Source organism: Massilia haematophila (genome assembly GCF_042647645.1).
Taxonomy (GTDB): Bacteria; Pseudomonadota; Gammaproteobacteria; order Burkholderiales; family Burkholderiaceae_D; genus Telluria; species Telluria haematophila.
The window spans coordinates 5,126,379-5,149,523 of sequence record NZ_JBHRVV010000001.1 but is presented as its reverse complement, the minus strand read 5'-3'; the positions used below and the strand labels follow the sequence as shown (position 1 = coordinate 5,149,523).

Sequence of the window (23,145 nt, the reverse complement as noted above, 5' to 3'; positions counted from 1 at the left end):
TTACAAGGCAGCGGCCAACCACTCCACATAACGAGGTACGACAATGATGGAAAAAATCCCGACCCAGACCGGCGCCCGCGACCAACTGATGGCAGACCTGAAGACCGTGATCCATGACGCGGAAGCCTGGCTGCGCCACGGCAGCCAGCTGACCGGCGACGAGCTGAAGGCGGCCAAGGAAAAGTTCGAGCGCACCCTGGGCGCGGCCAAGGAAGGCCTGGTGAACCTGGAAGTCGTCGAGAAGACCAAGGTTGCCGCCCGTGTCACCGACGAATACGTCAAGGAAAACCCATGGAAGGCCGTCGGCCTGGGCGCCGCTGTCGGCGTCGTGATCGGCATGCTGATCGCCCGTAAATAATGGCCCTCGCCGAGACGGCCGGCCGGATAGCGACGACGCTGGTCGCCATGGCGCGCACGCGCCTGGAGCTGGCGGCCGTCGAGGCGCAGGAGGAAGCGCAGCGGGTCCTCGGCTACGCGGCCTGGACCCTGCTCGCCGCCTTCCTCGGCGCCGGCGCGCTGATGCTGATCGCCCTGTTCGTCATCGTCCTGTTCTGGGACACGCACCGCCTGCTGGCGATCGGCGCCATGGCCGGCGTGTTCGCGCTGGCCGCCGGCGCCATCCTGCTGCAGGTGCGCGCACGCTTCGCCGCGGGGCCGCGCATGATGGCGGCGACGCTGGCGGAACTGGACAAGGACCTTGCCTTCATCAAGGGAGCTCCCAATGAACAGTGAAAAGACGCCGCTGGCGGTACGCCGCGAACACCTCGTTGCGCAGTGCGCGCAGCAGCGCGGGGACATGGCGGACCAGCTCAACCTGTTGAAAGCGCCGGTCGAGCACATCGGCGGCGTTGGCGCCTTCCTGCTGGAGCACCGCAAGACGTTTCTTGCCGGCGCCGGTGTCGCGCTGGGACTCCTGATCGCACGGCCGAAGCGCACGCTGGCGCTGGCCGCTGGCGGGGTCTCGGTGTGGAAGATGGCGCAGAACGTACTGCCGACTGTTTTGCCGAGCCTGATGCCGGTGGTGCAGCGGGTGTTGCCGATCCTGCGCGAGCGCATTAGCGGGCGGTATCAGTAAGCGGCCTTGGCACGCGTTCGCGCGCCGGGCTCCTGTTCATACCGGTGGGTTCGAGAACCCACCCTACGGTGAATGGCTACGGTTCGTAGGGTGGGTTCTCGAACCCACCGTCCCGTACCCGATGCCAATCAATCCTTCCCCAACTCCTCGCCCAATTCGCGCCCACGCGCCGCCGCCGCCTTCATCGCTTCCATGATCGCGGCCTTCACCCCGCTCGCTTCCATGCTGGTGATCGCCGCATAGGTCGTGCCGCCCTTCGAGGTCACGCGCTGGCGCAGCACCTCGAGCGGCTCGGGCGACTGCGCCGCCAGTTCCGCCGCGCCGGCGAAGGTGGCCAGCGCCAATGCCTTGCCCTGCTCCGCGCTCAAGCCCATTTCCACGGCTGCCGCCTGCATCGCTTCCAGGAAGTAGAACACGTAGGCCGGCCCGCTGCCCGAGACCGCCGTCACCGGATCGATCAGGTGTTCGTTGTCGAGCCAAACCGTCTTGCCGACCGCGCGCATCACGCTGTCGGCCGCGGCGCGCTGGGCCTCGCTCACGCCGTTCGTCGCCACCATGCCGGTGATGCCCATGCCGATCAGGGCCGGCGTGTTCGGCATGGTGCGCACGATTGAACGGTAGCCGCCCAGCCAGCGCGCCAGGTCGGCGCTGCGGATGCCGGCGGCGATCGACAGCACCAGCGGCCCGGCGCCGAGCTGGGGCGCCAGCGCGGCCGCCACGTCGCGCATCTGCTGCGGCTTCACGGCCAGCACCACGACCTCGCAGCTTGCCACGGCCGCGTCGATGGCGTGCGCCGTGGTGGCACCGTACTGCGATGCCAGCCTGGCCAGCGCCTCGGCGTTCGGGTCGACCACGTGCACCTGCAGGTCCGCGCCCAGTTCTTTCGCCAGCCCGGCGATCAGCGCCGTGGCCATGTTTCCGCCGCCGATGAAAGCGATCTTCATTCCGAATCCTTGTGATAGTTGCGTGTGCCGAAGATGGCGCTGCCGACGCGCACGATGGTCGCGCCCTCGAGAATCGCCGCCGTCATGTCGCCCGACATGCCCATCGACAGGGTGTCGACCAGGATCCCGTCCGCGCGCAGGGCTTCGCCGAGTTGACGCAGCTGCGCAAAGGCCGCGCGCTGCAGCGCCGGATCGGCCTGCGGCTCGGGGATCGCCATCAGGCCGCGCAGGCGCAGGTTTGGCAGCTGCGCCACCGCGCGCGCCAGTTCGGGCAGTTCATTGGGCGTGGCGCCGCTCTTGGTCGCCTCGCCGCTGATGTTCACCTGCAGGCAGATGTTCAGCGGGCCCAGCTCCGGCGGACGCTGTTCCGACAGGCGCTGCGCGATCTTCAGGCGCTCCACCGTGTGCACCCAGGCGAAGTTGGTCGCGATCGGCCGCGTCTTGTTGCTCTGGATCGGGCCGATGAAATGCCATTCGACGGCAGCGTCGGGTTGCGCGCGCGCCACGGCCGCGATTTTTTCGACGCCTTCCTGCAGGTAGTTTTCGCCAAAGGCGCGCTGGCCGGCGGCGATGGCTTCCAGCACCGCTTCCGCAGGGAAGGTCTTGGACACGGCCAACAACTGGACCATCGAACGCGCCCTGCCGGCCTGCTGGACGGCGGCGGCGATTGTCGCTTCAACAGCTTGCAAGTTGTCGGCGATTGTGGACATAATTATTTTCTATGGGCAATATTCGAGTCGATGCGAGAGCGCTGGCCGAAGCCGCGCCCTTCACGGCACAGGGATTATAAATGGACATCTCCGAATTACTCGCCTTCTCGGTCAAGAACAAGGCCTCCGACCTCCACCTCTCGGCCGGCCTGCCGCCGATGATCCGCGTCCATGGCGACGTGCGCCGCATCAACCTGCCGCCGCTCGAGCACAAGGACGTGCACGCCATGATCTATGACATCATGAACGACGGCCAGCGCAAGCAGTACGAAGAAGTGCTCGAGTGCGACTTCTCGTTCGCGATTCCCGGCCTGGCGCGCTTCCGGGTCAACGCCTTCAACCAGGAGCGCGGCGCGTCGGCCGTGCTGCGCACGATTCCCTCGAAGATCCTGACCCTGGAAGAGCTCAACGCCCCGCGCATCTTCGGCGAACTGGCATTGAAGCCGCGCGGCCTGGTGCTGGTCACCGGCCCCACCGGTTCGGGCAAGTCGACCACCCTCGCCGCGATGGTGAACCACCTGAACGAAAACGAGTACGGCCACATCCTGACCATCGAGGACCCGATCGAATTCGTGCACGACTCAAAAAAATGCCTGATCAACCAGCGCGAAGTCGGCCCGCACACCCTGTCCTTCAACAACGCGCTGCGCTCGGCCCTGCGCGAAGACCCGGACGCGATCCTGGTCGGCGAACTGCGCGACCTGGAGACCATCCGCCTGGCGCTGTCGGCCGCCGAAACCGGCCACCTGGTGTTCGGCACCCTGCACACCTCGTCGGCCGCGAAGACCATCGACCGTATCGTCGACGTGTTCCCTGCCGAGGAGAAGGAGATGGTGCGCGCGATGCTGTCGGAGTCGCTGCAGGCCGTGATTTCCCAGACCCTGTTGAAGACCAAGGACGGCTCGGGCCGCGTGGCGGCGCACGAGATCATGCTCGGCACCCCGGCGATCCGCAACCTGATCCGCGAAGCGAAGATTGCGCAGATGTATTCGGCGATCCAGACCGGCAGCAACGTCGGCATGCAGACCCTGGACCAGAACCTGACCGACCTGGTGCGCCGCAACGTGATTTCCAGTTCCGCGGCCCGTGCAGCCGCAAAAATCCCAGAAAACTTCCCAGGCTAAGAGAGCCTCAAAAATCCCCTATGGCTGCGTTGCAGTCGTCTCGCCGTACTCACGTACTGTCTTCGACGACCGCGCCTTGCCCTGGGGGCTTTGTGAGACTCTCCTAAACCATTAGAAAGAACCGCAATGGAACGCGACCAGGCATCCAAATTCATGTTCGACCTGCTGCGCCTGATGGTCAGCAAGGGCGGCTCGGACCTCTTCATCACCGCCGGCTTCCCGCCGGCGATCAAGATCGACGGCAAGATGACGCCGGTCTCGAGCCAGCCCCTCACCGCCGCCCACACGGCCGACCTGGCGCGGGCCATCATGAACGACAAGCAGACCGCCGGCTTCGAGCTGACCAAAGAGGCGAACTTCGCGATCAGTCCCGGCGACCTGGGACGCTTCCGCGTCTCCGCCTTCGTCCAGATGAGCAGCGTCGGCATGGTGCTGCGGACCATCACTACCCAGATCCCGAAGTTCGAGGACCTGGCCCTGCCCGAGGTGCTGAAGGACGTGATCATGTCCAAGCGCGGCCTCGTGATCATGGTCGGCGCCACCGGCTCCGGTAAATCGACGACGCTGGCGGCGATGGTCGGCTACCGCAACGAGAACAGCTACGGCCACATCATCACCATCGAGGACCCGGTCGAATTCGTCCACCCGCACAGGAACTGCGTGATCACCCAGCGCGAAGTGGGCGTGGACACCGACAGCTTCGAAGCGGCCCTGAAGAACTCCCTGCGCCAGGCCCCGGACGTGATCCAGATCGGCGAGATCCGCGACCGCGAAACGATGGAGCATGCGATCGCCTTTGCCGAAACCGGCCACCTGTGCCTGGCGACCCTGCACGCGAATAGCGCGAATCAAGCCTTGGACCGCATCATCAACTTCTTCCCCGAAGAGCGGCGCCAGCAGCTGTTGATGGATTTGTCGCTGAACCTGCGCGGCCTGATCTCGCAGCGCCTGATCCCGAAGAAGGAAGACAAGGGCCGCGTGGTGGCGATGGAGATCATGCTGAATTCGCCGCTGATCTCGGACCTGATCTTCAAGGGCGAAGTCCACGAGATCAAGGAGATCATGAAGAAGTCGCGCGAGCTGGGCATGCAGACCTTCGACCAGGCGCTGTTCGACCTGTACGAGGCGGACAAAATTTCGTACGAGGACGCGCTGCGCAATGCCGACTCGGTGAACGACCTGCGCCTGACTATCAAGCTCAACAGCAAGCACGCGAAGAACCGCGATTTTTCGGCCGGGACCGAGCACCTCGGGCTCGTTTGAATCACCGCGGCGTGTGTGCTTGACCCGTAGGGTGGGCGCCCCGTGCCCACGCGTGAAGTCTGCGTCGCGTTGGCGTTTATAAAGCCCTGCGTCGGCTCATCGTTTACGCGTGGGCACGCTCGTCATTGAGGCCCCCAGCCTCAACGACCCCACCCTACGTCCTCCGGCATTTTCCCGGTCATGCCGGCGATATTGGTATCATTCCGACATGAACACCTTCGACTTCTCCGCCAATGCCCTCGACGGCACGCTAGTAGACCTGTCGCGCTACCGCGGCAAGGTGCTTCTCATCGTCAACACGGCCAGCCAATGCGGTTTCACGCCGCAGTACAAGGGGCTGGAGCAGCTCTACCGTGACTACCACGAACGCGGCCTGGAAGTGCTGGGCTTTCCCTGCAACCAGTTCCGCCAGCAGGAGCCGGGCGGCGAGGCCGAGATCGGCGCCTTTTGCGAGAAGAACTTCGGCGTCAGCTTCCCGCTGTTCGCCAAGATCGACGTCAACGGCGACGACGCCCATCCCCTGTTCCGCCACCTGAAGCGCGAAGCGCCCGGCGTGCTCGGCACGCAGGCGGTCAAGTGGAACTTCACCAAGTTCCTGGTCGGGCGCGACGGCCGCGTACTAAAGCGCTATGCGCCGACCACCAAGCCTGAGGACATCACCAAGGACATCGAAGCGCTGCTGGACACGTAAGCAGTGCCGGGCCTTACGGCCGTTCGAACCACGCCATGAAGGCGTCGTATTCCTTCTGCCCTTCCGACATCGGCCTGCCATCGGGAACCAGGCCGTGGCCCGCCGGCGGCACGCAAAAAAGCCCGCGCGAACGCGGGCTTCGGTCTGCGGCAAGCCTGGACTTACTTGATGTCGCCCGTGGCCGGGGTCGGTGCAGCCTGGGTGTCGATCGGGGTCGGGGTCGGCGCCGGGTTCGATGCCGGGGCCGGGGTGATGCCGACGTCGGACTGCATCGTGGTCGGGGCTGCCGGGGTGGCCGGGGTTGCGGGGGTAGCCGGGGTCATTGCGGTTGCGGGAGTAGCCGGGGTAGCCGGCACGGCGCCGTCGCCCTGCGCGGTGGTCGACATCGCGCTCGAGCCCGATGCGGTGTCGGCCGACGAGCTGCTGCCGGCCTGGGTGCTGCCATGCGTGCTGCCGTGGGTGCCGCTCTTCGCGGCCTTCGTTTCCTTGTGCTGCGACTTGGCGCTCTTCTCGGTCTTCGCAGTCTTCTTGCTATCGGACTTGGTGTCCGCCTTGGCGGCGGCCTGGCCGTCCTGGGCGCCCGACTTCAGGGTCGAATTGACTTCCTTGTTGTCCACCAGCACGGCAGTGTTCGCATCCATCTTGCCGGTGTTGGCCTTGGCGACAGGCGTTGCCGGGGTTTGTGCGAAGGCGGCGCTGGCGAACAGGCCGGCGATCAGGGTAGCAATGGTCTTTTTCATATGCGGCTCCTATTTGGTTGTCATGTCAGCACAAATTGCGATGCACTAGACAGACAACGGGGCCACCCTCCAGTCTGTTGACCGATTTAACATTCGCTTACAAGCTTGGCATTTGCTTACAGATATGGCAACAACTATTGCCGCACGGCTTGTTGCAGCCGCTCAACCGACGTTCAGGCCCATGGCACGCACCAGCTCGGCCGCCTGGCGCGGCGAAATGGTCGCGCCGGCAAACAGCTTCGCATTGACCAGCCTCAGGCCGCCCAGGTCGGCCTCGCGCAGGTCGGCGCCGTCGAAGCGGGTGTCCTTGATGTGGGCGTCGCGCAGGCTGCCGCCCACGAACACGGCGTCGCGAAAGTCGCAGCCGGACAGGTCGGCATCGGCGAAGTCGAGCCCGACCAGCGTCATCTTGCGGAAGGACATGCGGCGCAGGTCGGCGCCGACCAGCAGGCTGTCCTCGAAGGACAGGCCGAGGTAGCTCACCTCTTCGAAGTTCGCGCCGGTCAGCTTGCAGCCCTGATAGGCGCACGCGGCCAGCTTGGCGCGGCGCCACGAGGTGTTGTTCAGGTCCGAGGAGGCGAAGCGCGCGTCGACCAGGTCGCATGATTCGAAATCGGCGTGGCCGGCGCGGCAGCGCTGCCAGCGGGTGCGCGCCAGGTTGGCGGCGTAGAACGAGGTCTCGGCCAGCGCGCAGTGGCGAAACTGCGCTTCCTGCAGGTTCAGGCGCGACAGGTCGGCGCCGGAAAAATCGCAATCGTCGAAGACGAGGCTGGCGTCTTCCAGCAGCAGCTGTTCGAGGCGGTCGCGGTCCAGCGTTTCGCCGGTGAGGGTGATGGTCGGTCGCGTCATGGGCATGGTCGAAGTGGAAGTGGAGACGGAACTGGAGCATACACGCCGGCGCCGGCCCGCGATACGGCGCTTGAAGCGATGCTCTACAGTCAGCGCGTCTCGATGTGCGCGCTGCCGTGGATGACGCAGGCGCGGTTCACGTCCTCGAGGAAGCGGATCGCCTCCCCCATCGACAGGCTGGGCGGCAGCAGGCGGCCGAGCGCCGCCTCTTCGCTGACGCGGTCCAGGCCGTAGGCGATGCTGCGCGAGACGTCGCGCGCCGGCTTGCCGTCGCTGTTGTACAGCGCGTCGTAGACGCCGACTTCTTCCCACAGCGGCACGAAACCGGGACTGGTCGAATCCTCGAACACGACGACAGGGGCGGGACCGCCCTCTTCGCGCACGAGGCGGAATACGAAACTCATGACTGACTCTTGCTGAATACGGATGGGACGGATGCTATCACGGCGGCGCCCGGGGCGTGGCGCGCATGCCGTGCCGCCGCCGCGGGCGCCGTACAAAAAAAGACCAGGCCGAGGCCTGGTCTTTTGCGCTTATCGCGAGCCGGTGTCCCGGCTCATGCGTTCAAGCGATCAGAACGTGTAGCTTGCTGCGACGGCGAGGGTACGCAGTTGCGGCGAGGTGGTGTTCCAGCCATCGCGCCATGCGACCGGACGGGTTTCGTTGAACAGGTTGTAGACGTACAGGTTCAGCTTCACGTTCGGGATGCCCGAGTAAGCCAGCGAGTAGTCGACGGTGGTGTTGCGGCCAACGCGTGCGCAATCGCCCATGTACTCGGGAGCAACCTTCTGGGTCACGCAGTAGGTCGGCGACGAGATGCTGTTGTTGCTGTAGCCGCTCGCGTAGTTCCAGGTGATGCCGTGGTCGAAATCGCCCTTCTTCACGTAGGCGCGGGCCTTGACTGCCATGCGGCCGCCGAAGTCCCAGGTGCCGACGATGTTCGGGCCGTAGGCGTTGTCGGTGACGCTGAAGTCCTGGTATTTCAGGACATAGGTACCGTCCAGCTTCAGGCGGATGTCCATGCCCGAGTACTTGAAGCGGCCCGATGCGTCGAAGTCCAGGCCCGACACGCGGGTGCGGCCGCTGTTGACGTACGGGTTGTACACCATGCCCAGCTGGCCGACGCCGCCGTAGTTGATGGTGGTGCCCGGCGCGTACTTGTTGACCAGTGCCAGGAACTCGTTGTCGGCGACGCTGTTGTCGATACGGACCAGCTGGCCGGCCGGCAGGTCGGCTTCGCCGCGCAGGATGTCGACGGTCGAACGGGTACCGATTTCGTTACGGCGCTCGATGAAGTAGTAGTCGATCGCGGTGGTCCAGTTCTTGATCGGCTCCCAGACGATACCGCCGGTGAACGAACGCGAGGTTTCCGGCTTCAGGTCCGGGTTCGAGGACACGAAGCTTGGCAGGTTGGCCGAGCATTCCGAGTTGCGGAAGCTGTTCGCCTGCGCCTTGTCGGCGGTGGTGACGCCAGCGGCGTTCTGCACCAGGTTGTTCAGCTGGGTCGCGATCGGGCAACGACGCGGGTCGTTGACGCCGGTAGCGACCGAGCTGCGGCCCAGGCCGTTACCCGATTCGACGATGTTCGGCGCACGGAAGCCGCCCGATGCGGTGGCGCGCAGCAGCAGGCTGTCGGTGGCGGTGTAGCGCAGGCCGAGCTTCGGCGACAGGTGGGCGTCGGCGTTGTCGCTCTTGTCGGCGCGGACGGCGGCCGACATTTCCAGGCGCTTGGTCAGCGGCACGTTGGCTTCGGTGAACAGGGCGTACTGGTTGACGCGGTCGTCGACCTGCAGGCCGAACACGCCGATCAGCTCGCCGCGCAGGACGTTTTCCGAGCTCTTCATCCAGTAGCCGTTGCTGCGGATGTCGGTGCCGAATGCGACGTTCAGCGGACCGGCCGGCAGTTGCATCAGGGTGCCCGAAACGGTGGCATCGAAGAACTTGATGTCGGCGGCGCCTTCGGTGGTACGGACCGGGAACATCGAGTCGAGCAGCGCGTAGTCGTTCTGCTGGCCGAACTTGTAGGTGCCGTTCACGATGGCGTTGGTGTAGCCGTCCTTGCTGGCGTTACGGGTGCCCTTGACTGCCGAGGACTTCATCCAGCCGCCGGCGGCTTTCCAGTCCCAGTCGCCGATGGTGCCGTCCAGGGCCAGCATCACGCGCCACTGGTCCGACTCGGTACGGTTGAAGTTGAAGCCGTCGCCGGTATCCATCAGGCGGGTGCGGAACTCGACCGGGACGTTGTACGGGTTCGACGCATGGCCGACCGGCAGTTTCGGATAGTTGAACGGGCCAACCATCTTGCCGCCACGCACGTCATACCAGATGCTCGAGCTCGAGGTCGGCTGCAGGGCCGACGGCGCCACGATGTATTCGTTGGTCGCGTCGGCGTAGGTCACCTCGAAGTTGGCGTTGATGTCCTTGCCGATACGGAAGCTGGTGTTGCTGGCGATTGCCTTGCGCTTGCTGTCGGTGGTCAGGCCGGTGTACGGGTTGGTGTCGAATTTGCACAGGCGGTCGACCGGATCGATGTCCTCCGGCGCGCAGCCAGGCGCAGCGACGATGTTGGTGCTGCTCAGGTAGTAGTTACCGGTCGGCGAGTACGCGCTCTTTGCGTCGTAGGTCGAGCGGCCCGGGGTCAGGCGGTGCCAGGACGGATAGTGGCGCGCCAGGTCGGCCTGGGAGTAGCCGTCGCGCTTGTAGGCTTCGGCGGTGATGTAGGTGTTGTAGCCGTCTTCGTCGATGTCGCCGAAGCCGAAGATCGCCGATACGTTGCGGCTGCGGTCTTCCTTGAAGTGCTGAGGCTCCTTGTATTGGCCGCGGATCTTGGCGCCCTGGAAGTCCTTGCGCAGGATGATGTTGATCACGCCGGCCACGGCGTCCGAGCCGTAGATGGCCGATGCGCCGTCCTTCAGGACCTCGATGCGCTCGATCGCATCGCTGGCGATGGCGTCGAGGTTGGTGAAGTTCTGCTGGGCGCCGTCGGACAGGCCGTACTGCGCGATGCGGCGGCCGTTGACCAGGACCAGGGTCGAGACCTTGCCCAGGCCGCGCATGCTCACGCCCGAGGAACCGGTCGCGAAGCTGCCCGAGGAGCTGTTGGACGAGTTGATGCTGGTGTCGATCGAAGCCGTCGAGGTCAGGATGCCCAGGGCGGTCGCTTCGCCGGTCTTTTCGATATCGTCGCGGTTCAGGATCTGGACCGAACCGGCAGCTTCCGCTTCGGTACGCTTGATGCTACTACCGGTGACTTCCACGCGCTGCATCTTGACTTCAGGCGTGCTCGTTTGCTGCGCAATGGCGAAGGCAGGGAATGCCATCGTCAGGGCCATCGCGATGGTGCTCTTACTCAAAGTACTTTTGTGCTTCAAAACGACTCCAGTTTGTTAAACTTTTTTTAATAACCCATTCACTAGCGCAGCTCCATGCTACGGATTACGCAAGGACAGTTAAATACTGTTGCACAACATTACCGCGTTGCAAAGTCAAAACAGAAACTTTTGGCATTTACTGTCCATCTCCGTGATTTTTGTCGTGTATTTGCCACAACGAAATTACGCGAAGTATCACGAGCCAAATTAAATTCGGCGTTAATTTATTAACAAAAGGGGAAATTCGGCTGGTGTTGGGTGAGCCCACAGACAACGTGTGGCGTCGCCACCATGCGGCAGGGACGCGGCAAGGATGCGGCAGAGGGTGGCGCAGGTGCAGGCGCGCAAGCCGTCCGGCCGGGCTGCGCACCGCCCGGCCATGGCATGCCGTGAGGAAGGTTTAGCCCGGGGCGACGGGCGCCAGCATCCTGTCGACCAGCTCGATCCAGTGCGTCACCGGGGTAGCGGTGCCCGACTGCAGGTGCGTCACGCAGCCGATGTTGGCCGAGACGATCTCGCCGGCGCCGGTGGCCGCCAGGTTCGCCAGCTTGCGGTCGCGCAGTTCGTGCGCGATCTCAGGGTGTAGCACGGAATAGGTGCCGGCCGAGCCGCAGCACAGGTGGCTATCAAGGCACAGCACCACGTCCACGCCGACCGCGCGCAGCACGCCCTCGACCTTGCCGCGGATCTGCTGGCCGTGCTGCAGCGTGCAGGGCGGGTGGAAGGCCACGCGCTGGGCGCCCTTCCCCGCCATCTGCAGCGCCAATTGCGCTTCGAACTGCGGCAGGATCTCGGACAGGTCACGCGTCAGCAGCGAGATGCGCGCCGCCTTGGCCGCATAGTGCGGATCGTGGGCCAGCAGGTGGCCGTACTCCTTGACCGTGACGCCGCAGCCCGAAGCCGTCATCACGATCGCCTCGACCTGTTCAATGTAGGGCCACCAGGCGTCGATGTTGCGTCGCATGTCGTCCAGGCCGCCGGCCTGGTCGTTCATGTGGTAGCGCACCGCGCCGCAGCAGCCGGCCTGCGGCGCCACCAGCAGCTGCACGCCGACCGCGTCCAGCACGCGCGCGGTGGCGGCATTGATGCTGGGCGCCATCGCCGGCTGCACGCAGCCTTCCAGCACCAGCATCTTGCGGGCGTGGGTGCGGGTCGGCCAGCGGCCCGCGGCGCGCGCCGGCTGCAGCTTGTCCTGCAGATCCTTCGGCAGCAGCGCGCGCAGCGCGCTGCCGGCGCGGAAGGCCGGCTTGAACAGGCCGGCCCGCGGCAGGAATTCCTTGAGCGTGGCGCGCTTGATCCGGTTCTTCAAGGTGCGCGGCACGCGCTCCTCGACCACGCGGCGGCCGATGTCGGCCAGGCGGCCGTACTTCACGCCCGACGGACAGGTCGACTCGCAGTTGCGGCAGGTCAGGCAGCGGTCCAGGTGCAGCTGGGTCTTGCGAGTCGGCTCGGCGCCCTCGAGCACCTGCTTGATCAGGTAGATGCGCCCGCGCGGACCGTCGAGCTCGTCGCCCAGCAGCTGGTAGGTCGGGCAGGTCGCGGTGCAGAAGCCGCAGTGCACGCAGGCGCGCAGGATCGCTTCGGCCTCGTCGCCGTCCGGGGTGCCCTTGATGAAATCGGCAAGATTGGTTTGCATGTCAGTACATCCGTCCCGGATTGAAGATGTGCGCAGGGTCGAAGGCCGCCTTCAGGCGCTCGTGGATGCGCGCCACCGGCGGCGCCAGCGGCTGGAACACGCCGACCGCCTTGTCGCCGCCGCGGAACAGGGTCGCATGCCCGCCGGCCGCCGCCACCGCGCGCCGGATCTCGCCTGCCCTGGCCGCATCCGCGCGTAGCCAGCGCTGCGCCCCGCCCCATTCGATCAACTGGCCGCTCCCGAAGGCCAGCGGGGCCGCGACCGACGGCAGCGACAGCCGCCACAAGGGCGCGTCGCCGGCGAAGAAGGCATGGCGCTGCTCGCGCACCCCGACCCAGAAGCCGTCGGCGTCCGGCATCGGCTCGCCGCCCAGCGACTTCACGGCCGCGTCCACCGCCGCCTGGGCGCCGGACAGGCGCAGCGCCAGCACGCCGTCGACCCAGCAGCTGCCCGAAAGCGGCAGCGGCTGGCCGCCCCATTCGTTCAGCTTGCGGATGGCCTCGGGCTCGCTCATGGCGAAGCGCAGCGTGGTCTCGGCAAAGGGGCGCGGCAGCACCTTCACCGACATTTCCAGCAGCAGGCCCAGCGTGCCGAGCGAGCCGGCCAGAAGGCGCGAGACGTCGTAGCCGGCCACGTTCTTCATGACCTGGCCGCCGAAGCCCAATACCTCGCCCTTGCCGTCCATGAGCTTCGCGCCCAGCACGAAATCGCGCACGGCGCCGCTGTTGGCGCGGCGCGGGCCCGACAATCCGGCGGCGACGACGCCGCCGAAGGTCGCACCAATGCCGAAATACGGCGGCTCGAAGGCCAGCATCTGGTTGCGCTCGGCCAGGACGGCCTCGATCTCGGCCAGCGGCGTGCCGCAGCGCGCGGTGATCACGAGTTCGGTCGGCTCGTAGTCGACGATGCCGGTATAAGCGCGCGTATCGAGCAGCTCGCCCTCGAACGACTGGCCATGCCAGTCCTTGGTGCCGCCGCCGCGGATGCGCAGCTTGCCGCCGCTGGCCGCGGCCGCGCGCACGCGGTCCCTGAATTGTTCGATCATGATTCTGGAGTTCTTAGAAACGCGGGATATCGGGGAAAGGCAGCACGCCGCCGCTCACGCGCATGCGGCCGAATTCGGCGCAGCGGTGCGGGGTCGGGATCGCCTTGTCCGGATTGAGCAGCATGGGCGGGTCGAAGGCGCGCTTGACGGCGAAGAAGGCGTCCAGCTCGGCGCGCCCGAACTGCACGCACATCGAGTCGATCTTCTCCATGCCGACGCCGTGCTCGCCGGTGATGGTGCCGCCCACCTCCACGCACAGCGCCAGGATCGCCGCGCCGAAGGCCTCGGCGCGCTCGAATTCGCCCGGCTTGTTGGCGTCGAACAGGATCAGCGGATGCATGTTGCCGTCGCCCGCGTGGAACACGTTGGCGCAGCGCAGGCCGTAGGTGGTCTCCATCTGCTCGATGCTGGTCAGCACATGGGCCAGGTGCTTGCGCGGAATGGTGCCGTCCATGCAATAGTAGTCGGGCGAGATGCGGCCCGCGGCCGGGAAGGCGTTCTTGCGCCCGGACCAGAAGCGCAGGCGCTCGGCCTCGTTCTGCGACACCGCGATGGCGCTGGCGCCGGCCGCCTGCAGCACTTCGGACATGCGGCCGATCTCCTCGGCCACTTCGAGCGCGGTGCCGTCGGCCTCGCACAGGAGGATGGCGGCGGCGTCGGTATCGTAGCCGGCGCGGACGAACGGCTCGACCATGCGCGAGGAGGTGCGGTCCATCATTTCCAGGCCGGCGGGAATGATGCCGGCCGCGATCACGCTCGCCACCGCGTTGCCGCCGGTGACGACGTCGCCGAAGGACGCCATGATGACCTGGGCCACGGCCGGCTTCGGCACCAGTTTCACCGTGACTTCGAGGACGATCCCGAGCATGCCTTCGGAACCGATGAAGACGGCCAGCAAATCCAGGCCCGGCGCGTCCAGGGCCTCGCCGCCGAGTTCGACGATCTCGCCGTCGATGGTGGCCACGCGTACGCGCAGCACGTTGTGCACGGTCAGGCCGTATTTCAAGCAATGCACGCCGCCGGAATTCTCGGCCACGTTGCCGCCGATGGTGCAGGCGATCTGCGAGGACGGATCGGGCGCGTAGTACAGCCCGTATTGCGCCGCCGCTTCGGAGATCGCGAGATTGCGCACGCCCGGCTGCACGACCGCGGTGCGCGAGTACGCATCGACCTTGACGATGCGGTTCAGGCGCGCGGTCGAGATCACCACGCCGTCGTGAATCGGCAGCGCGCCGCCCGACAGGCCGGTGCCGGCGCCGCGCGGCACGATCGGCACCTGCAGTTCGCGGCAGACGTCCAGGATGGCCAGCACTTCGGCCTCGTTCGACGGCAGCGTGACGATCATCGGCAACTGGCGGTAGGCCGCCAGGCCGTCGCATTCGTAGGGGCGGGTATCTTCGGGGTCGTGCAGGACCACGCGGTCCGGCAGTTTCGCGCGCAGGGCGGCGGCGACCTGCTGCCGGCGCTCGACAGGAACTTGGAGGGAGGCGCTCATCCTGCGATTGTAAGCACAATTACATCGTTTTGTCGTATCCTCGGGCTATCTTTTTTTATAGGCTGGACATAATCATGGGCAATCGACTTTCAAAAATCGCCACACGCACCGGCGACGACGGCAGCACCGGCCTCGGCGACGGCAGCCGCACCGGCAAGGACAGTGCGCGCATCCATGCGCTGGGCGAGGTCGACGAGCTCAATTCCTTCGTGGGCCTGCTGCTGTGCGAGGACATGCCGCTCGAGATGCGCGAGGAACTGGTCTCGATCCAGCATGACCTGTTCGACCTGGGCGGCGAGCTGTGCATCCCCGGCTACCAGATGATCAAGGACGAACACGTGGCGCGCCTGGACGGCCTGCTCGAGAAGTACAACGCCGACCTGCCGATCCTGAAGGAGTTCATCCTGCCGGCCGGTTCGCGCGCCGCCTCCACCGCCCACGTCTGCCGCACCGTGTGCCGGCGCGCCGAACGCGCCATCGTCGCGCTCTCCAAGGAAGACACGATCAATCCGCAGCCGCGCCAGTACGTGAACCGCCTGTCGGACCTGATGTTCGTGCTGGCGCGCGTGCTGAACCGCTTTGCCGGCGGCAGCGACGTGCTGTGGAACCACGAACGCAAGCGCGGCTAAGGATTGCTGCATGGCGGGTCCCCACGTTTTCGCGGTTCGTTTCTACATGGCCGGGTCCAACTGGCCGAGCAATCCCTTCCAGTTCCGCGGCAAAGGCACGATCGAGATCGGCGCCGACTTCGTCACCGTGCGCGGCAGCCGCCACCGCTCGTTCCGGCTGCCGCAGCGCCAGGAACAGCGCCTGCGCATGGTCGACATCGTCAACGCCTATGCCAGCGGCAGCGACGTCTGGTTCGACGTGCTCGGCGTAAAGGAAGACCTGACGGTCGGGTTCAGCGTGCTGGACGCCGCCACTGCCGACCGCATCGTCGCCCTGCTGCCGAAGCGCCAGACCGCCTCCTTTGCCCAGGCCCATGCCGAGAACGAGGTCTTCCACGACCGGATCGACTACTGGACGCCGTCGACGCCGGTGATCTGGGGGCTGCTGGTCGCGAACATCGGCATCTTCTTCCTGATGTGGCTGGCGCGCCAGCGCTACCAGGCCGCGCTGGAGGGCCCGCTGCGCCAGTTGTTCGAGATCCGGCCGAACGTGGCCTCGATCATGGAGGCGCAGCAGCTGGTGGAATGGGGGTCGAACTTCGGCCGGCGCACCTTGCGCGGCGAATGGTGGCGCCTGTTCACCGCGATGTTCCTGCACGGCGGCATCCTGCACCTGGGCTTCAACATGCTGGCGCTGTGGCAGGTCGGGCGCCTGACCGAGCGCATCTTCGGCAGCGTGCGCTTCGCCGGCCTGTACCTGCTGTCGGGCCTGGCCGGCAGCATCGCCAGCGTGCTGTGGAACCCGCAGGTGAACAGCGTCGGCGCCTCGGGCGCGATCTTCGGCATCATCGGCGGCCTGCTGGCCTTCCTCGGCCGCGAGAACAGCGGCGTGCCGCCGACGGTGGTGAAGGAACTGCGCGCCTCGCTGCTGCCCTTCCTGCTGTTCAGCCTATGGATGGGCTTCATCTATCCGCACACCGACAACGCGGCCCACATCGGCGGCCTGGTCGGCGGCTGGCTGGCCGGACACCTGCTGGCGCGCTCGATCCACGTGCCGGAGCATCGTCAAGGTTGAGGGCGCTACCGTACATCATGCCGGGCCGCGTTGGCTTAGAGTCTATCCCAGCAGACAGGGGGAAGCTCATGACGATGCATGGCAGGCTTGGGCAAGGCGCGAGGAGGCCGCGTGGCGGGTCACGCAACGACGAGCAACGCCGCCCATGCTTGCCACGCGCGTCAGGAGCGACTCCTGGCTACTGGGATAGGCTCTTAGCATGATGTCATGAAAACCGACCGCAAGACCCTCTTCCTCGAAGGCTCGATTCCGCGCGCCCTCGTCACGCTGGCGATCCCGATCATGCTCGCCAACCTGCTGCAGACCGGCTACCAGCTGACCGATGCCTTCTGGGTCGGGCGCCTGGGCGCATCGGCGGTGGCGGCGATTTCGGTCAGCTTCCCCGTCACCTTCCTGGTGATCGCGCTCGGCTCCGGCCTGGCGATGGCCGGCGCCACCATGGCCGCCCAATACATCGGCGCCGGGCGCCAGGACATGGTCAACCACGTGGCGGCGCAGACCATGCTGATGGTCGTGATCACCTCGATCGTGTTCGGGGCGATCGGCTTCGTGCTCGCACCCACCCTGCTGCATCTGCTCGGCGTGGCGCCGGATGTCTACAGCGGCGCGCTGGGTTTCCTGCGCGTGTCGTTCGTCGGCATCCTGTTCGTCTTCATGTACGCGATGTTCCAGGCATTGATGCGCGGCGTCGGCCAGACCCGCATCCCGCTGATGATCGTCGCCGGCACGGTGCTGCTGAACTTCGTGCTCGATCCGCTGTTCATCTTCGGCTGGGGGCCGATCCCCGGCCAGGGCGTGATGGGCGCGGCCTACGCCACCCTGGTCACGCAGGCCCTCGCCGCTGGCCTCGGCATGCTGGTATTCCTGCGTGGGCGGCATGGCATTGCCCTGGCGTGGCGCGGGTTCAGGCCCGATCCGGCATACCTGAAACGCGCCTTCTTCCTCGGCCTTCCCGGTTCGGTGGAGCTGTCGACGCGCGCGCTGGGCCTGATGGTGATGTCCTTCCTGGTGGCCAGCTTCGGCACGCTGGCGATAGCGACGTATGGCGTCGGTTCGAACATCCTGCAGGTGATCACGATTCCGGTGATGGGCATCGCGATGGCGGTGGCGACCCTGGTCGGCCAGAACATCGGCGCCGGGAATACGGCGCGTGCCGAGCGCATCACCTGGCTCGGCACCTGCGCCAGCTTCGTCCTGCTGACGCTGCTGGGCGGCGCCGCCTGGCTGTGCGCGCCGTGGCTGGTGCGCTTCTTCATTCCGGACGACCCGGCGGTGATCGCCGGCGGCGCCCACTTCATCCGCATCATGTGCCTGGCCTGGGGCGGGATCGGCATCCAGCTGTGCATCGTGTCGGCCTTCCGCGCGTCGGGCAACATGCTGAGCGCGATGATCATCGCGATGGATGATCCAGTTCCCGCTTGCCTACGTGCTGGCGAAGCACACTGCGTTGGGACCGGATGGACTGTGGTGGTCGTTCCCGGTGACGAACGTCGCAGTGGCGCTGGTGTCGGTGGCGTGGTTTGCGCGCGGCAGCTGGAAGACGGTGCGGCTGACCGAGGACGACAGGCAGGTGGCCGAGGTGGCCAAGGAGACGATGGTGGAGGAAGGCAGTCTGCGCTGAGCTGCCGGCCGCTTGCCTCCTCCGGGATTGACGCGCTTTATGACGCCGAGGTCTGCGGCACGCTCTTGACGTTCTTCTTGAGGAAGAACAGCGTCGCAGCAACCGACGCAAAGAACACGGCGACGCCGAGCGGATCGACGCGCACATCCACGGTGACTTTCACATCCACGTTTTTCACAGCTTCCTCCATGATCGATCTCCGATAAATTAGTAAAACTATATCAAGGATCGTGGATGAGGCAGGTTCGGTAGGGGGACGTGCCAGGCTACCTGCTGTACACGCCATCGAAAAACAGGCCGACGCGTTGTGCGATGCGCGACGGCGATCCGCCTTCGTTCTCGACGGCCAGCGCCACCGCGGTGATCAGGTAGACGAGGTCGTCGAACGAGACCTCGGCGCGCACGACACCGCTGGCCTGCGCTTGCGCAAGCAGTGCTGCGCCCACCTCGCCGATTGCCGCGCAGCCCGGCGTGCCGCTCTGGAGCACCATGCCGATCGACGCCGCCAGCCCGCGGTAGACGTTGATGTGCACGACCAGCCCTTCGACATAAGCGCGTAGCGCACTGCCATGATCGAGCGCCGCCGCTTCTTCACGGCAGGTCTGCGCAAACGCCAGGAGCCGGTCGCTGTAGGTCGCGGCCAGCAAAGCGTCGCGTGTGGCGAAGCGTCGATAAAGGGTACCGATGCCGACGCCGGCGCGTTTGGCGACAGCTTCCAGCGAAGCCCCGCTCCCCTGCTCCTTGAACACTTCTTCGGCAGCCGCCAGAATGCGCTCGCGATTTTGCCGGGCATCGGCCCGAAGTGGCGTGTCTTTTTCCATCATGCGCTTTCACTATCTGCTTGCTAAACGGAGGATACCTCCATATTATAAGTGGAGCAATCCTCCACTTAGAACCTATCCCAGTAGGGAGGAGGAAGTTGATGGCGACATGCGCGTCGGCGATGCATGGCAAGCGCGGGCAAGGCGCGAGAAGGCCGCATGGCGAGCCATGCAACGACGAGCAACGCAGCACCCGCTTGGCAGGCGCGTCAGCAACGACTCACTCCCTACCGGGATAGGTTCTTAATATCGAAAGGACGCATGATGACGAGATTCCAGAACAAGGTCGTTGCCATTACCGGCGGCAGCGATGGGATCGGCCTGGCCGCAGCAAAGCGTTTCGCATCCGAAGGCGCGCACGTGTATGTCACCGGGCGCCGGCAAGGCCGCCTGGACGAGGCGGCCGCGGAGATCGGCCACGGCGCGGTCGGCATCCAGGGCAATGTATGCAGCGAACAAGACCTTGATCGGCTCTACCAACGCATCGGGAACGACCATGGGCGTCTCGACGTCGTGTTCGCCAATGCGGGCATTTCCGAGTCGGCGCCCCTGGGCCGGATCGAGGCAGGGCACATCGATCGTCTGTTCGACACGAATGTCAAAGGCACGGTGTTCACCGTGCAAAAGGCCTTGCCGCTCATGCAGGCTGGCGGCAGTATCGTCCTTGCCGGATCCGGTGCGGGCAGCAAGGGTTTTCCCGCCCTGTCGATGTACAGCGCCACCAAGGCGGCCATCCGTTCGCTCGCACGCACCTGGACCACCGACCTGAAGGACCGAGGGATCCGCGTGAACGTGGTTTCTCCCGGCATGATCCTGACTCCGGCAATGCGCAGCTACCTGCATGCCAATCCAGGCGCTGAAGACGGATTGAAGCAAATGACGCCCTTCGGCCGCATCGGGGACCCGGACGAGGTCGCACGCGCGGTCCTGTTCCTCGCGTCGGAGGAGAGCAGCTTCGTTGCGGGCGACGAACTCTTCGTGGACGGCGGCTTCCTCGCTGTCTGAGGACGCCGTTGCCGGCGCATGCCGCCGGCGGTTGCCGGCCGCTCAGCCCTGCTGCGGCGGCTGCTGCGGCCCGATGGTCTCGAGCAGGTAATCGATGAACACCCTCACCTTCGGCGGCAGGAAGCGGTTCTCGAGGTAGACCGCATACACCCGGTCGCCGGAAAAGCCTGTCGGCCTCAGTGCCGGCAGCACCTGCACGGCCGCGCCGCGGCGCAGGTCCTCGTCCACCACATAGGCCGGCAGCAGCGCGATGCCGGCGCCGCCCAGCATGGCGGCATTCAGGGCCAGGCTGCTGTTGGCCGCCAGCGCCGTGTCGAGCCCGACGCTCGCCTTGCCGCCGGCACCCTCGAACTCCCAGGTGAGCGGCGCGCCGCCGTTGCCGAAGCCGAGGCAGCGGTGCGCCTGCAAGTCCTCGACGCGCGTTGGCGTGCCGTGCTTGTCGAGGTAGGCGGGCGCGGCGGCCAGCACGTAGCGGATCGGTGCGATCGGCCGCGCGACCAGGCTCGCCGTATCGATGCGCGGCGCCAGGCGCAGCGCGACGTCGATGCCTTCCTCGACCAGGTCGACGTAGCGGTCGGTCATGCTCAGCACGACGCGGATGTCCGGATAGCGCTCCATGAACACCGGCAGCAGTCCGGCCAGGCAGCTGGTCCCGAAGGCCACCGAGGCGCTCACGCGCAGCGTGCCGCCCGGTCCCGCCTGCAGGCCGGCGGCGGTCGCTTCGAGCGCCTTTGCCTCCTCGATCATGCGCAACCCGTGCTGGAAGATCGCGCTGCCGGCCTCGGTCAGGCCGAGCTTGCGGGTCGAGCGGTTCAGGAGCTTGGCGTGCAGCGCTTTTTCCAGGCGCGCCACCTGCTTGCTGATGTTGGCCTTGGTGGTGCCCATGCGGCGCGCCGCCTCGGAAAACGAGCCGGTCTCGACGACCCGGACAAAGGCCCAGATATCGGAAAAGTCGCGCGGTTCCATCGTGGCCATCGTATCGCCCTTGGAAACAATGTGTTTTTCGTTGACAGGATTGTATCGTAATAGTATCCAGCTTAAGCTCGATGCCTCACCCTACTGGAGAAAACGATGACAACGATCAGGCTCTCGATCCCCGCGGCTGCCGGCCTGGCCAGCCTCGCCCTGCCCCTGCTGTTCATTGCGATGTGGAGTTCGGGCTATGTGGTCGGCAAGCTGGCCGTGCCCTATGCCGCGCCCTTCACGCTCCTGAGCCTGCGCTTCGGGCTGGGCGCGCTGGTACTGCTGCTGGTGGCGCTGGCCGCGCGCGCGCCCTGGCCGGCGAATCGCCGCCAGTTCGGGCACCTGGTGATGGTCGGCCTCCTGATCCAGGCGCTGCAGTTCGCCGGCCTGTACACGGCCTTGAAGCTGGGCGTGTCGGCCGGCGAATCGGCGCTGATCGTCGGCACCATGCCGATTTGTACGGCGCTGGGGGCGGCGCTGCTGCTGGGCGAACGGCCGGGTGCGCGCCAGTGGCTGGGGATGGCGGGCGGCCTGCTCGGCGTGCTGCTGGTGGTCTGGCACAAGCTGGAGGCGGCCGGCGGCGCGGGACCGGGCGCCTACGCCGCCGCCGTGGTGGCGCTGGTTGGCGTCACGCTCGGCACGCTCTACCAGAAGAAATACTGCGCCGGGATGGACCTGCGCACCGGCGGCTTCATCCAGCTGGCGGTAGCCACGCTGGTGGCGCTGCCGCTGTCGCTCGGCCTCGAGGGTTTCGCGGTGCAGTGGACGCCGACCATGCTGTTCGCCACGGGCTGGCTGGCGGTGGTGAATTCGATCGGCGCGACCAGCCTGCTGTTCGTCCTGATGCGCAAGGGCGAAGCGAGCAAGGTGGCCAGCCTGTTCTACCTGATTCCCGGCGCCACCGCGCTGATGGCCTTCGCGGTGCTGGGCGAGACCCTGGACCCATTGGCGCTGGCGGGCTTCCTGGTGACGGCGGGCGCGGTCTGGCTGTGCACCCGTGCGCGATATCACCAGTGATGCGCCGGGTTACACTTGAAAAGGCATGATCGACTCGACGCAAAGGAACTGGCTTGGACGACTTCATCGGCATTTACGACGGCGCGCTGACGCCCCAGCAATGCGACGCCATCGCCGCGCGCTTCGACGCCAGCGACAAGGTGGTGCGCGGGCGCACCGGCCAGGGCGTGGACGTGACGAAGAAGGACAGCTACGACCTGACCATCGCCCAGCATCGCGAGTGGGACGACGTCAACGCGCTCCTGACGCGCGCCGTCGCGCGCCACCTGTGCGACTACATCGACCGCTACCGCGCCCTCGTCACCGGATCGCTGGCGCCGACCCTGGCGCACCCCACGACCGGCGCGCCGACGCCGCTGACGCTGGAGAATTTCGACGAGCTCGCCGCGGCGCGCATCGAGCCCCTGCTGCAGGCGCTGTACCGCTGCGGCCCCATCAACCTGCAGAAGTACCTGCGCGGCAGCGGCGGCTACCACCACTGGCATTCCGAGATCTATCCGCAGAACGCCAGCTGCGAGTCGCTGCACCGGGTGCTGCTGTTCCAGTTTTATCTCAACGACGTGGAGCAAGGCGGCGAGACCGAATTCCTCTACCAGGGCCGCAAGATCGACGCGCGCAAGGGCCGCCTGATCGTGGCGCCGGCCGGCTTCACGCATACGCACAAGGGACATGTGCCGGTGAGCGGGGACAAGATCATCGCCACGTCCTGGATCCTGTTCCAGCGGGCGGAAAACCTGTTTTCGTAAGGTGGGCGTGGCGCCCACCTTGCAGCATGGGCGGCGACCGCGGTTCAGCGGCCGCGCCGTCCGCGTGACGCCCTGTCGTCAGGGAATCGGGCCCTCGCCATCCCAGCTGTCGCACCATGCCACGCAAGAGTTCAGGCGGGGCACGCAGTAGCTGGGCCGGTATTGGCCGCTTTCCATGCAGGCCTCGTAGGTCGCCTGGCAATCCGCGACGCAGGCGTTATAGTCACCGGCGGCATAGGCATAGGAAGCGCTCAGGCCGAGTGCAAACAGAAACAGGCGGAACTTGGTTTTCAATGCGAATCTCCTTTTGTCGATCAAGACGCGTGCTGCGCACGACGGCCGCCGT

Annotated in this window: 24 protein-coding genes; 12 read left to right on the top strand and 12 right to left on the bottom strand. The window is 66.1% G+C overall.

Translation table 11 applies throughout. The features are described from left to right. Positions 1-43 precede the first annotated feature (43 nt). Genes ACFOPH_RS22895 through ACFOPH_RS22885 form a run of 3 tightly spaced genes read left to right on the top strand, consistent with a single transcriptional unit; the run spans position 44 to position 1,075 of the window. Positions 44-358: a DUF883 family protein gene (locus tag ACFOPH_RS22895; RefSeq protein WP_312548358.1), complete on the top strand. Its 315-nt coding sequence runs from the start codon at positions 44-46 to the stop codon at positions 356-358. Continuing rightward, positions 358-732 carry a phage holin family protein gene (locus ACFOPH_RS22890; RefSeq protein ID WP_312548357.1) on the top strand — a complete coding sequence of 125 codons (375 nt, stop codon included), beginning with the start codon at positions 358-360 and terminating at the stop codon, positions 730-732. Before ACFOPH_RS22895 ends, ACFOPH_RS22890 begins: the two co-directional genes overlap by 1 nt. Further along, positions 722-1,075 carry a YqjK family protein gene (locus ACFOPH_RS22885; protein WP_312548356.1) on the top strand — a complete coding sequence of 118 codons (354 nt, stop codon included), beginning with the start codon at positions 722-724 and terminating at the stop codon, positions 1,073-1,075. The genes ACFOPH_RS22890 and ACFOPH_RS22885 overlap by 11 nt, the downstream gene beginning before the upstream one ends. Positions 1,076-1,203: 128 nt before the next feature. On the opposite strand, the gene proC is transcribed toward ACFOPH_RS22885, so the two are convergent. Both proC and ACFOPH_RS22875 read right to left on the bottom strand, forming a co-directional pair. Next, the gene (gene proC, locus ACFOPH_RS22880; RefSeq protein WP_379737408.1) at positions 1,204-2,019 is read right to left on the bottom strand and encodes a pyrroline-5-carboxylate reductase; all 816 of its coding nucleotides are present in this window, start codon (positions 2,017-2,019) and stop codon (positions 1,204-1,206) included. Beyond that, a complete protein-coding gene (locus ACFOPH_RS22875) occupies positions 2,016-2,729 on the bottom strand; it encodes a YggS family pyridoxal phosphate-dependent enzyme (RefSeq protein WP_379737406.1) in 714 nt (237 codons plus the stop codon). Before ACFOPH_RS22875 ends, proC begins: the two co-directional genes overlap by 4 nt. Positions 2,730-2,809: 80 nt before the next feature. Between ACFOPH_RS22875 and ACFOPH_RS22870 the strand changes: the two genes are divergently transcribed. The 3 genes from ACFOPH_RS22870 to ACFOPH_RS22860 all read left to right on the top strand — a co-directional run bounded on the left by ACFOPH_RS22870 (position 2,810) and on the right by ACFOPH_RS22860 (position 5,807). Beyond that, a complete protein-coding gene (locus tag ACFOPH_RS22870) occupies positions 2,810-3,853 on the top strand; it encodes a type IV pilus twitching motility protein PilT (RefSeq protein ID WP_379737404.1) in 1,044 nt (347 codons plus the stop codon). A 126-nt stretch (positions 3,854-3,979) separates the two neighbouring features. Further along, positions 3,980-5,116: a PilT/PilU family type 4a pilus ATPase gene (locus ACFOPH_RS22865; RefSeq protein WP_379737402.1), complete on the top strand. Its 1,137-nt coding sequence runs from the start codon at positions 3,980-3,982 to the stop codon at positions 5,114-5,116. 208 nt (positions 5,117-5,324) lie between these two features. Then, positions 5,325-5,807, top strand: coding sequence for a glutathione peroxidase (locus ACFOPH_RS22860; protein ID WP_379737400.1), 483 nt, complete (start codon positions 5,325-5,327; stop codon positions 5,805-5,807). A gap of 161 nt (positions 5,808-5,968) precedes the next feature. On the opposite strand, the gene ACFOPH_RS22855 is transcribed toward ACFOPH_RS22860, so the two are convergent. The 7 genes from ACFOPH_RS22855 to ACFOPH_RS22825 all read right to left on the bottom strand — a co-directional run bounded on the left by ACFOPH_RS22855 (position 5,969) and on the right by ACFOPH_RS22825 (position 14,943). Then, complete coding sequence (locus ACFOPH_RS22855; RefSeq protein ID WP_312548347.1) at positions 5,969-6,547, bottom strand: hypothetical protein; 579 nt, start codon at positions 6,545-6,547, stop codon at positions 5,969-5,971. Between the two features lie 162 nt (positions 6,548-6,709). After that, the gene (locus tag ACFOPH_RS22850; RefSeq protein ID WP_379737398.1) at positions 6,710-7,402 is read right to left on the bottom strand and encodes a pentapeptide repeat-containing protein; all 693 of its coding nucleotides are present in this window, start codon (positions 7,400-7,402) and stop codon (positions 6,710-6,712) included. An 83-nt stretch (positions 7,403-7,485) separates the two neighbouring features. Then, positions 7,486-7,800 (bottom strand): hypothetical protein, encoded by a 315-nt coding sequence (locus ACFOPH_RS22845; protein ID WP_379737396.1) that lies wholly within the window; start codon positions 7,798-7,800, stop codon positions 7,486-7,488. 168 nt (positions 7,801-7,968) lie between these two features. Beyond that, positions 7,969-10,749: a TonB-dependent receptor plug domain-containing protein gene (locus ACFOPH_RS22840; RefSeq protein ID WP_312549689.1), complete on the bottom strand. Its 2,781-nt coding sequence runs from the start codon at positions 10,747-10,749 to the stop codon at positions 7,969-7,971. Positions 10,750-11,167: 418 nt separating this feature from the next. Next, complete coding sequence (gene glcF, locus ACFOPH_RS22835; RefSeq protein ID WP_379737394.1) at positions 11,168-12,403, bottom strand: glycolate oxidase subunit GlcF; 1,236 nt, start codon at positions 12,401-12,403, stop codon at positions 11,168-11,170. Position 12,404: 1 nt separating this feature from the next. Beyond that, positions 12,405-13,448 (bottom strand): glycolate oxidase subunit GlcE, encoded by a 1,044-nt coding sequence (gene glcE, locus ACFOPH_RS22830; protein ID WP_312549692.1) that lies wholly within the window; start codon positions 13,446-13,448, stop codon positions 12,405-12,407. A 13-nt stretch (positions 13,449-13,461) separates the two neighbouring features. Then, entirely contained in the window at positions 13,462-14,943 is a 1,482-nt protein-coding gene (locus tag ACFOPH_RS22825; protein WP_312549694.1) for an FAD-linked oxidase C-terminal domain-containing protein, read from the bottom strand. Positions 14,944-15,017: 74 nt separating this feature from the next. Between ACFOPH_RS22825 and ACFOPH_RS22820 the strand changes: the two genes are divergently transcribed. The 3 genes from ACFOPH_RS22820 to ACFOPH_RS22810 all read left to right on the top strand — a co-directional run bounded on the left by ACFOPH_RS22820 (position 15,018) and on the right by ACFOPH_RS22810 (position 18,453). Then, positions 15,018-15,572, top strand: coding sequence for a cob(I)yrinic acid a,c-diamide adenosyltransferase (locus ACFOPH_RS22820; RefSeq protein ID WP_312549695.1), 555 nt, complete (start codon positions 15,018-15,020; stop codon positions 15,570-15,572). A gap of 10 nt (positions 15,573-15,582) precedes the next feature. Beyond that, positions 15,583-16,626, top strand: coding sequence for a rhomboid family intramembrane serine protease (locus tag ACFOPH_RS22815; RefSeq protein ID WP_312549696.1), 1,044 nt, complete (start codon positions 15,583-15,585; stop codon positions 16,624-16,626). Positions 16,627-16,833: 207 nt separating this feature from the next. Next, the gene (locus tag ACFOPH_RS22810; protein ID WP_379737391.1) at positions 16,834-18,453 is read left to right on the top strand and encodes an MATE family efflux transporter; all 1,620 of its coding nucleotides are present in this window, start codon (positions 16,834-16,836) and stop codon (positions 18,451-18,453) included. Between the two features lie 60 nt (positions 18,454-18,513). Here ACFOPH_RS22810 and ACFOPH_RS22805 read toward each other — a convergent pair whose 3' ends face one another. Continuing rightward, a complete protein-coding gene (locus tag ACFOPH_RS22805; protein WP_312549701.1) occupies positions 18,514-19,071 on the bottom strand; it encodes a TetR/AcrR family transcriptional regulator in 558 nt (185 codons plus the stop codon). A 258-nt stretch (positions 19,072-19,329) separates the two neighbouring features. On the opposite strand from ACFOPH_RS22805, the gene ACFOPH_RS22800 reads away from it, so the two are divergent. Next, positions 19,330-20,073, top strand: coding sequence for an SDR family NAD(P)-dependent oxidoreductase (locus ACFOPH_RS22800; protein ID WP_312549723.1), 744 nt, complete (start codon positions 19,330-19,332; stop codon positions 20,071-20,073). 42 nt (positions 20,074-20,115) lie between these two features. Here ACFOPH_RS22800 and ACFOPH_RS22795 read toward each other — a convergent pair whose 3' ends face one another. Further along, positions 20,116-21,048, bottom strand: coding sequence for a LysR family transcriptional regulator (locus tag ACFOPH_RS22795; protein WP_379737389.1), 933 nt, complete (start codon positions 21,046-21,048; stop codon positions 20,116-20,118). Between the two features lie 96 nt (positions 21,049-21,144). On the opposite strand from ACFOPH_RS22795, the gene ACFOPH_RS22790 reads away from it, so the two are divergent. Both ACFOPH_RS22790 and ACFOPH_RS22785 read left to right on the top strand, forming a co-directional pair. Further along, a complete protein-coding gene (locus ACFOPH_RS22790) occupies positions 21,145-22,053 on the top strand; it encodes a DMT family transporter (RefSeq protein WP_312549704.1) in 909 nt (302 codons plus the stop codon). Between the two features lie 53 nt (positions 22,054-22,106). After that, positions 22,107-22,799, top strand: a complete 693-nt coding sequence (locus ACFOPH_RS22785) for a 2OG-Fe(II) oxygenase (RefSeq protein WP_312549705.1) — start codon at positions 22,107-22,109, stop codon at positions 22,797-22,799. A gap of 78 nt (positions 22,800-22,877) precedes the next feature. Here the strand turns inward: ACFOPH_RS22785 and ACFOPH_RS22780 are convergent, their stop codons facing one another. Then, on the bottom strand, positions 22,878-23,093 hold the full coding sequence (locus ACFOPH_RS22780) for a hypothetical protein (RefSeq protein ID WP_312549707.1): 216 nt from the start codon (positions 23,091-23,093) through the stop codon (positions 22,878-22,880). Positions 23,094-23,145: the final 52 nt, after the last annotated feature.

What these genes read in the sequence shown, in the direction of transcription:
- ACFOPH_RS22895 (WP_312548358.1), top strand. Translation starts at nt 44, where the DNA reads ATGATGGAAAAAATCCCGACCCAGACCGGCGCCCGCGACCAACTGATG.
- ACFOPH_RS22890 (WP_312548357.1), top strand. Translation starts at nt 358, where the DNA reads ATGGCCCTCGCCGAGACGGCCGGCCGGATAGCGACGACGCTGGTCGCC.
- ACFOPH_RS22885 (WP_312548356.1), top strand. Translation starts at nt 722, where the DNA reads ATGAACAGTGAAAAGACGCCGCTGGCGGTACGCCGCGAACACCTCGTT.
- proC (WP_379737408.1), bottom strand. Translation starts at nt 2,019, where the DNA reads ATGAAGATCGCTTTCATCGGCGGCGGAAACATGGCCACGGCGCTGATC.
- ACFOPH_RS22875 (WP_379737406.1), bottom strand. Translation starts at nt 2,729, where the DNA reads ATGTCCACAATCGCCGACAACTTGCAAGCTGTTGAAGCGACAATCGCC.
- ACFOPH_RS22870 (WP_379737404.1), top strand. Translation starts at nt 2,810, where the DNA reads ATGGACATCTCCGAATTACTCGCCTTCTCGGTCAAGAACAAGGCCTCC.
- ACFOPH_RS22865 (WP_379737402.1), top strand. Translation starts at nt 3,980, where the DNA reads ATGGAACGCGACCAGGCATCCAAATTCATGTTCGACCTGCTGCGCCTG.
- ACFOPH_RS22860 (WP_379737400.1), top strand. Translation starts at nt 5,325, where the DNA reads ATGAACACCTTCGACTTCTCCGCCAATGCCCTCGACGGCACGCTAGTA.
- ACFOPH_RS22855 (WP_312548347.1), bottom strand. Translation starts at nt 6,547, where the DNA reads ATGAAAAAGACCATTGCTACCCTGATCGCCGGCCTGTTCGCCAGCGCC.
- ACFOPH_RS22850 (WP_379737398.1), bottom strand. Translation starts at nt 7,402, where the DNA reads ATGCCCATGACGCGACCGACCATCACCCTCACCGGCGAAACGCTGGAC.
- ACFOPH_RS22845 (WP_379737396.1), bottom strand. Translation starts at nt 7,800, where the DNA reads ATGAGTTTCGTATTCCGCCTCGTGCGCGAAGAGGGCGGTCCCGCCCCT.
- glcF (WP_379737394.1), bottom strand. Translation starts at nt 12,403, where the DNA reads ATGCAAACCAATCTTGCCGATTTCATCAAGGGCACCCCGGACGGCGAC.
- glcE (WP_312549692.1), bottom strand. Translation starts at nt 13,448, where the DNA reads ATGATCGAACAATTCAGGGACCGCGTGCGCGCGGCCGCGGCCAGCGGC.
- ACFOPH_RS22825 (WP_312549694.1), bottom strand. Translation starts at nt 14,943, where the DNA reads ATGAGCGCCTCCCTCCAAGTTCCTGTCGAGCGCCGGCAGCAGGTCGCC.
- ACFOPH_RS22820 (WP_312549695.1), top strand. Translation starts at nt 15,018, where the DNA reads ATGGGCAATCGACTTTCAAAAATCGCCACACGCACCGGCGACGACGGC.
- ACFOPH_RS22815 (WP_312549696.1), top strand. Translation starts at nt 15,583, where the DNA reads ATGGCGGGTCCCCACGTTTTCGCGGTTCGTTTCTACATGGCCGGGTCC.
- ACFOPH_RS22810 (WP_379737391.1), top strand. Translation starts at nt 16,834, where the DNA reads ATGAAAACCGACCGCAAGACCCTCTTCCTCGAAGGCTCGATTCCGCGC.
- ACFOPH_RS22805 (WP_312549701.1), bottom strand. Translation starts at nt 19,071, where the DNA reads ATGATGGAAAAAGACACGCCACTTCGGGCCGATGCCCGGCAAAATCGC.
- ACFOPH_RS22800 (WP_312549723.1), top strand. Translation starts at nt 19,330, where the DNA reads ATGATGACGAGATTCCAGAACAAGGTCGTTGCCATTACCGGCGGCAGC.
- ACFOPH_RS22795 (WP_379737389.1), bottom strand. Translation starts at nt 21,048, where the DNA reads ATGGCCACGATGGAACCGCGCGACTTTTCCGATATCTGGGCCTTTGTC.
- ACFOPH_RS22790 (WP_312549704.1), top strand. Translation starts at nt 21,145, where the DNA reads ATGACAACGATCAGGCTCTCGATCCCCGCGGCTGCCGGCCTGGCCAGC.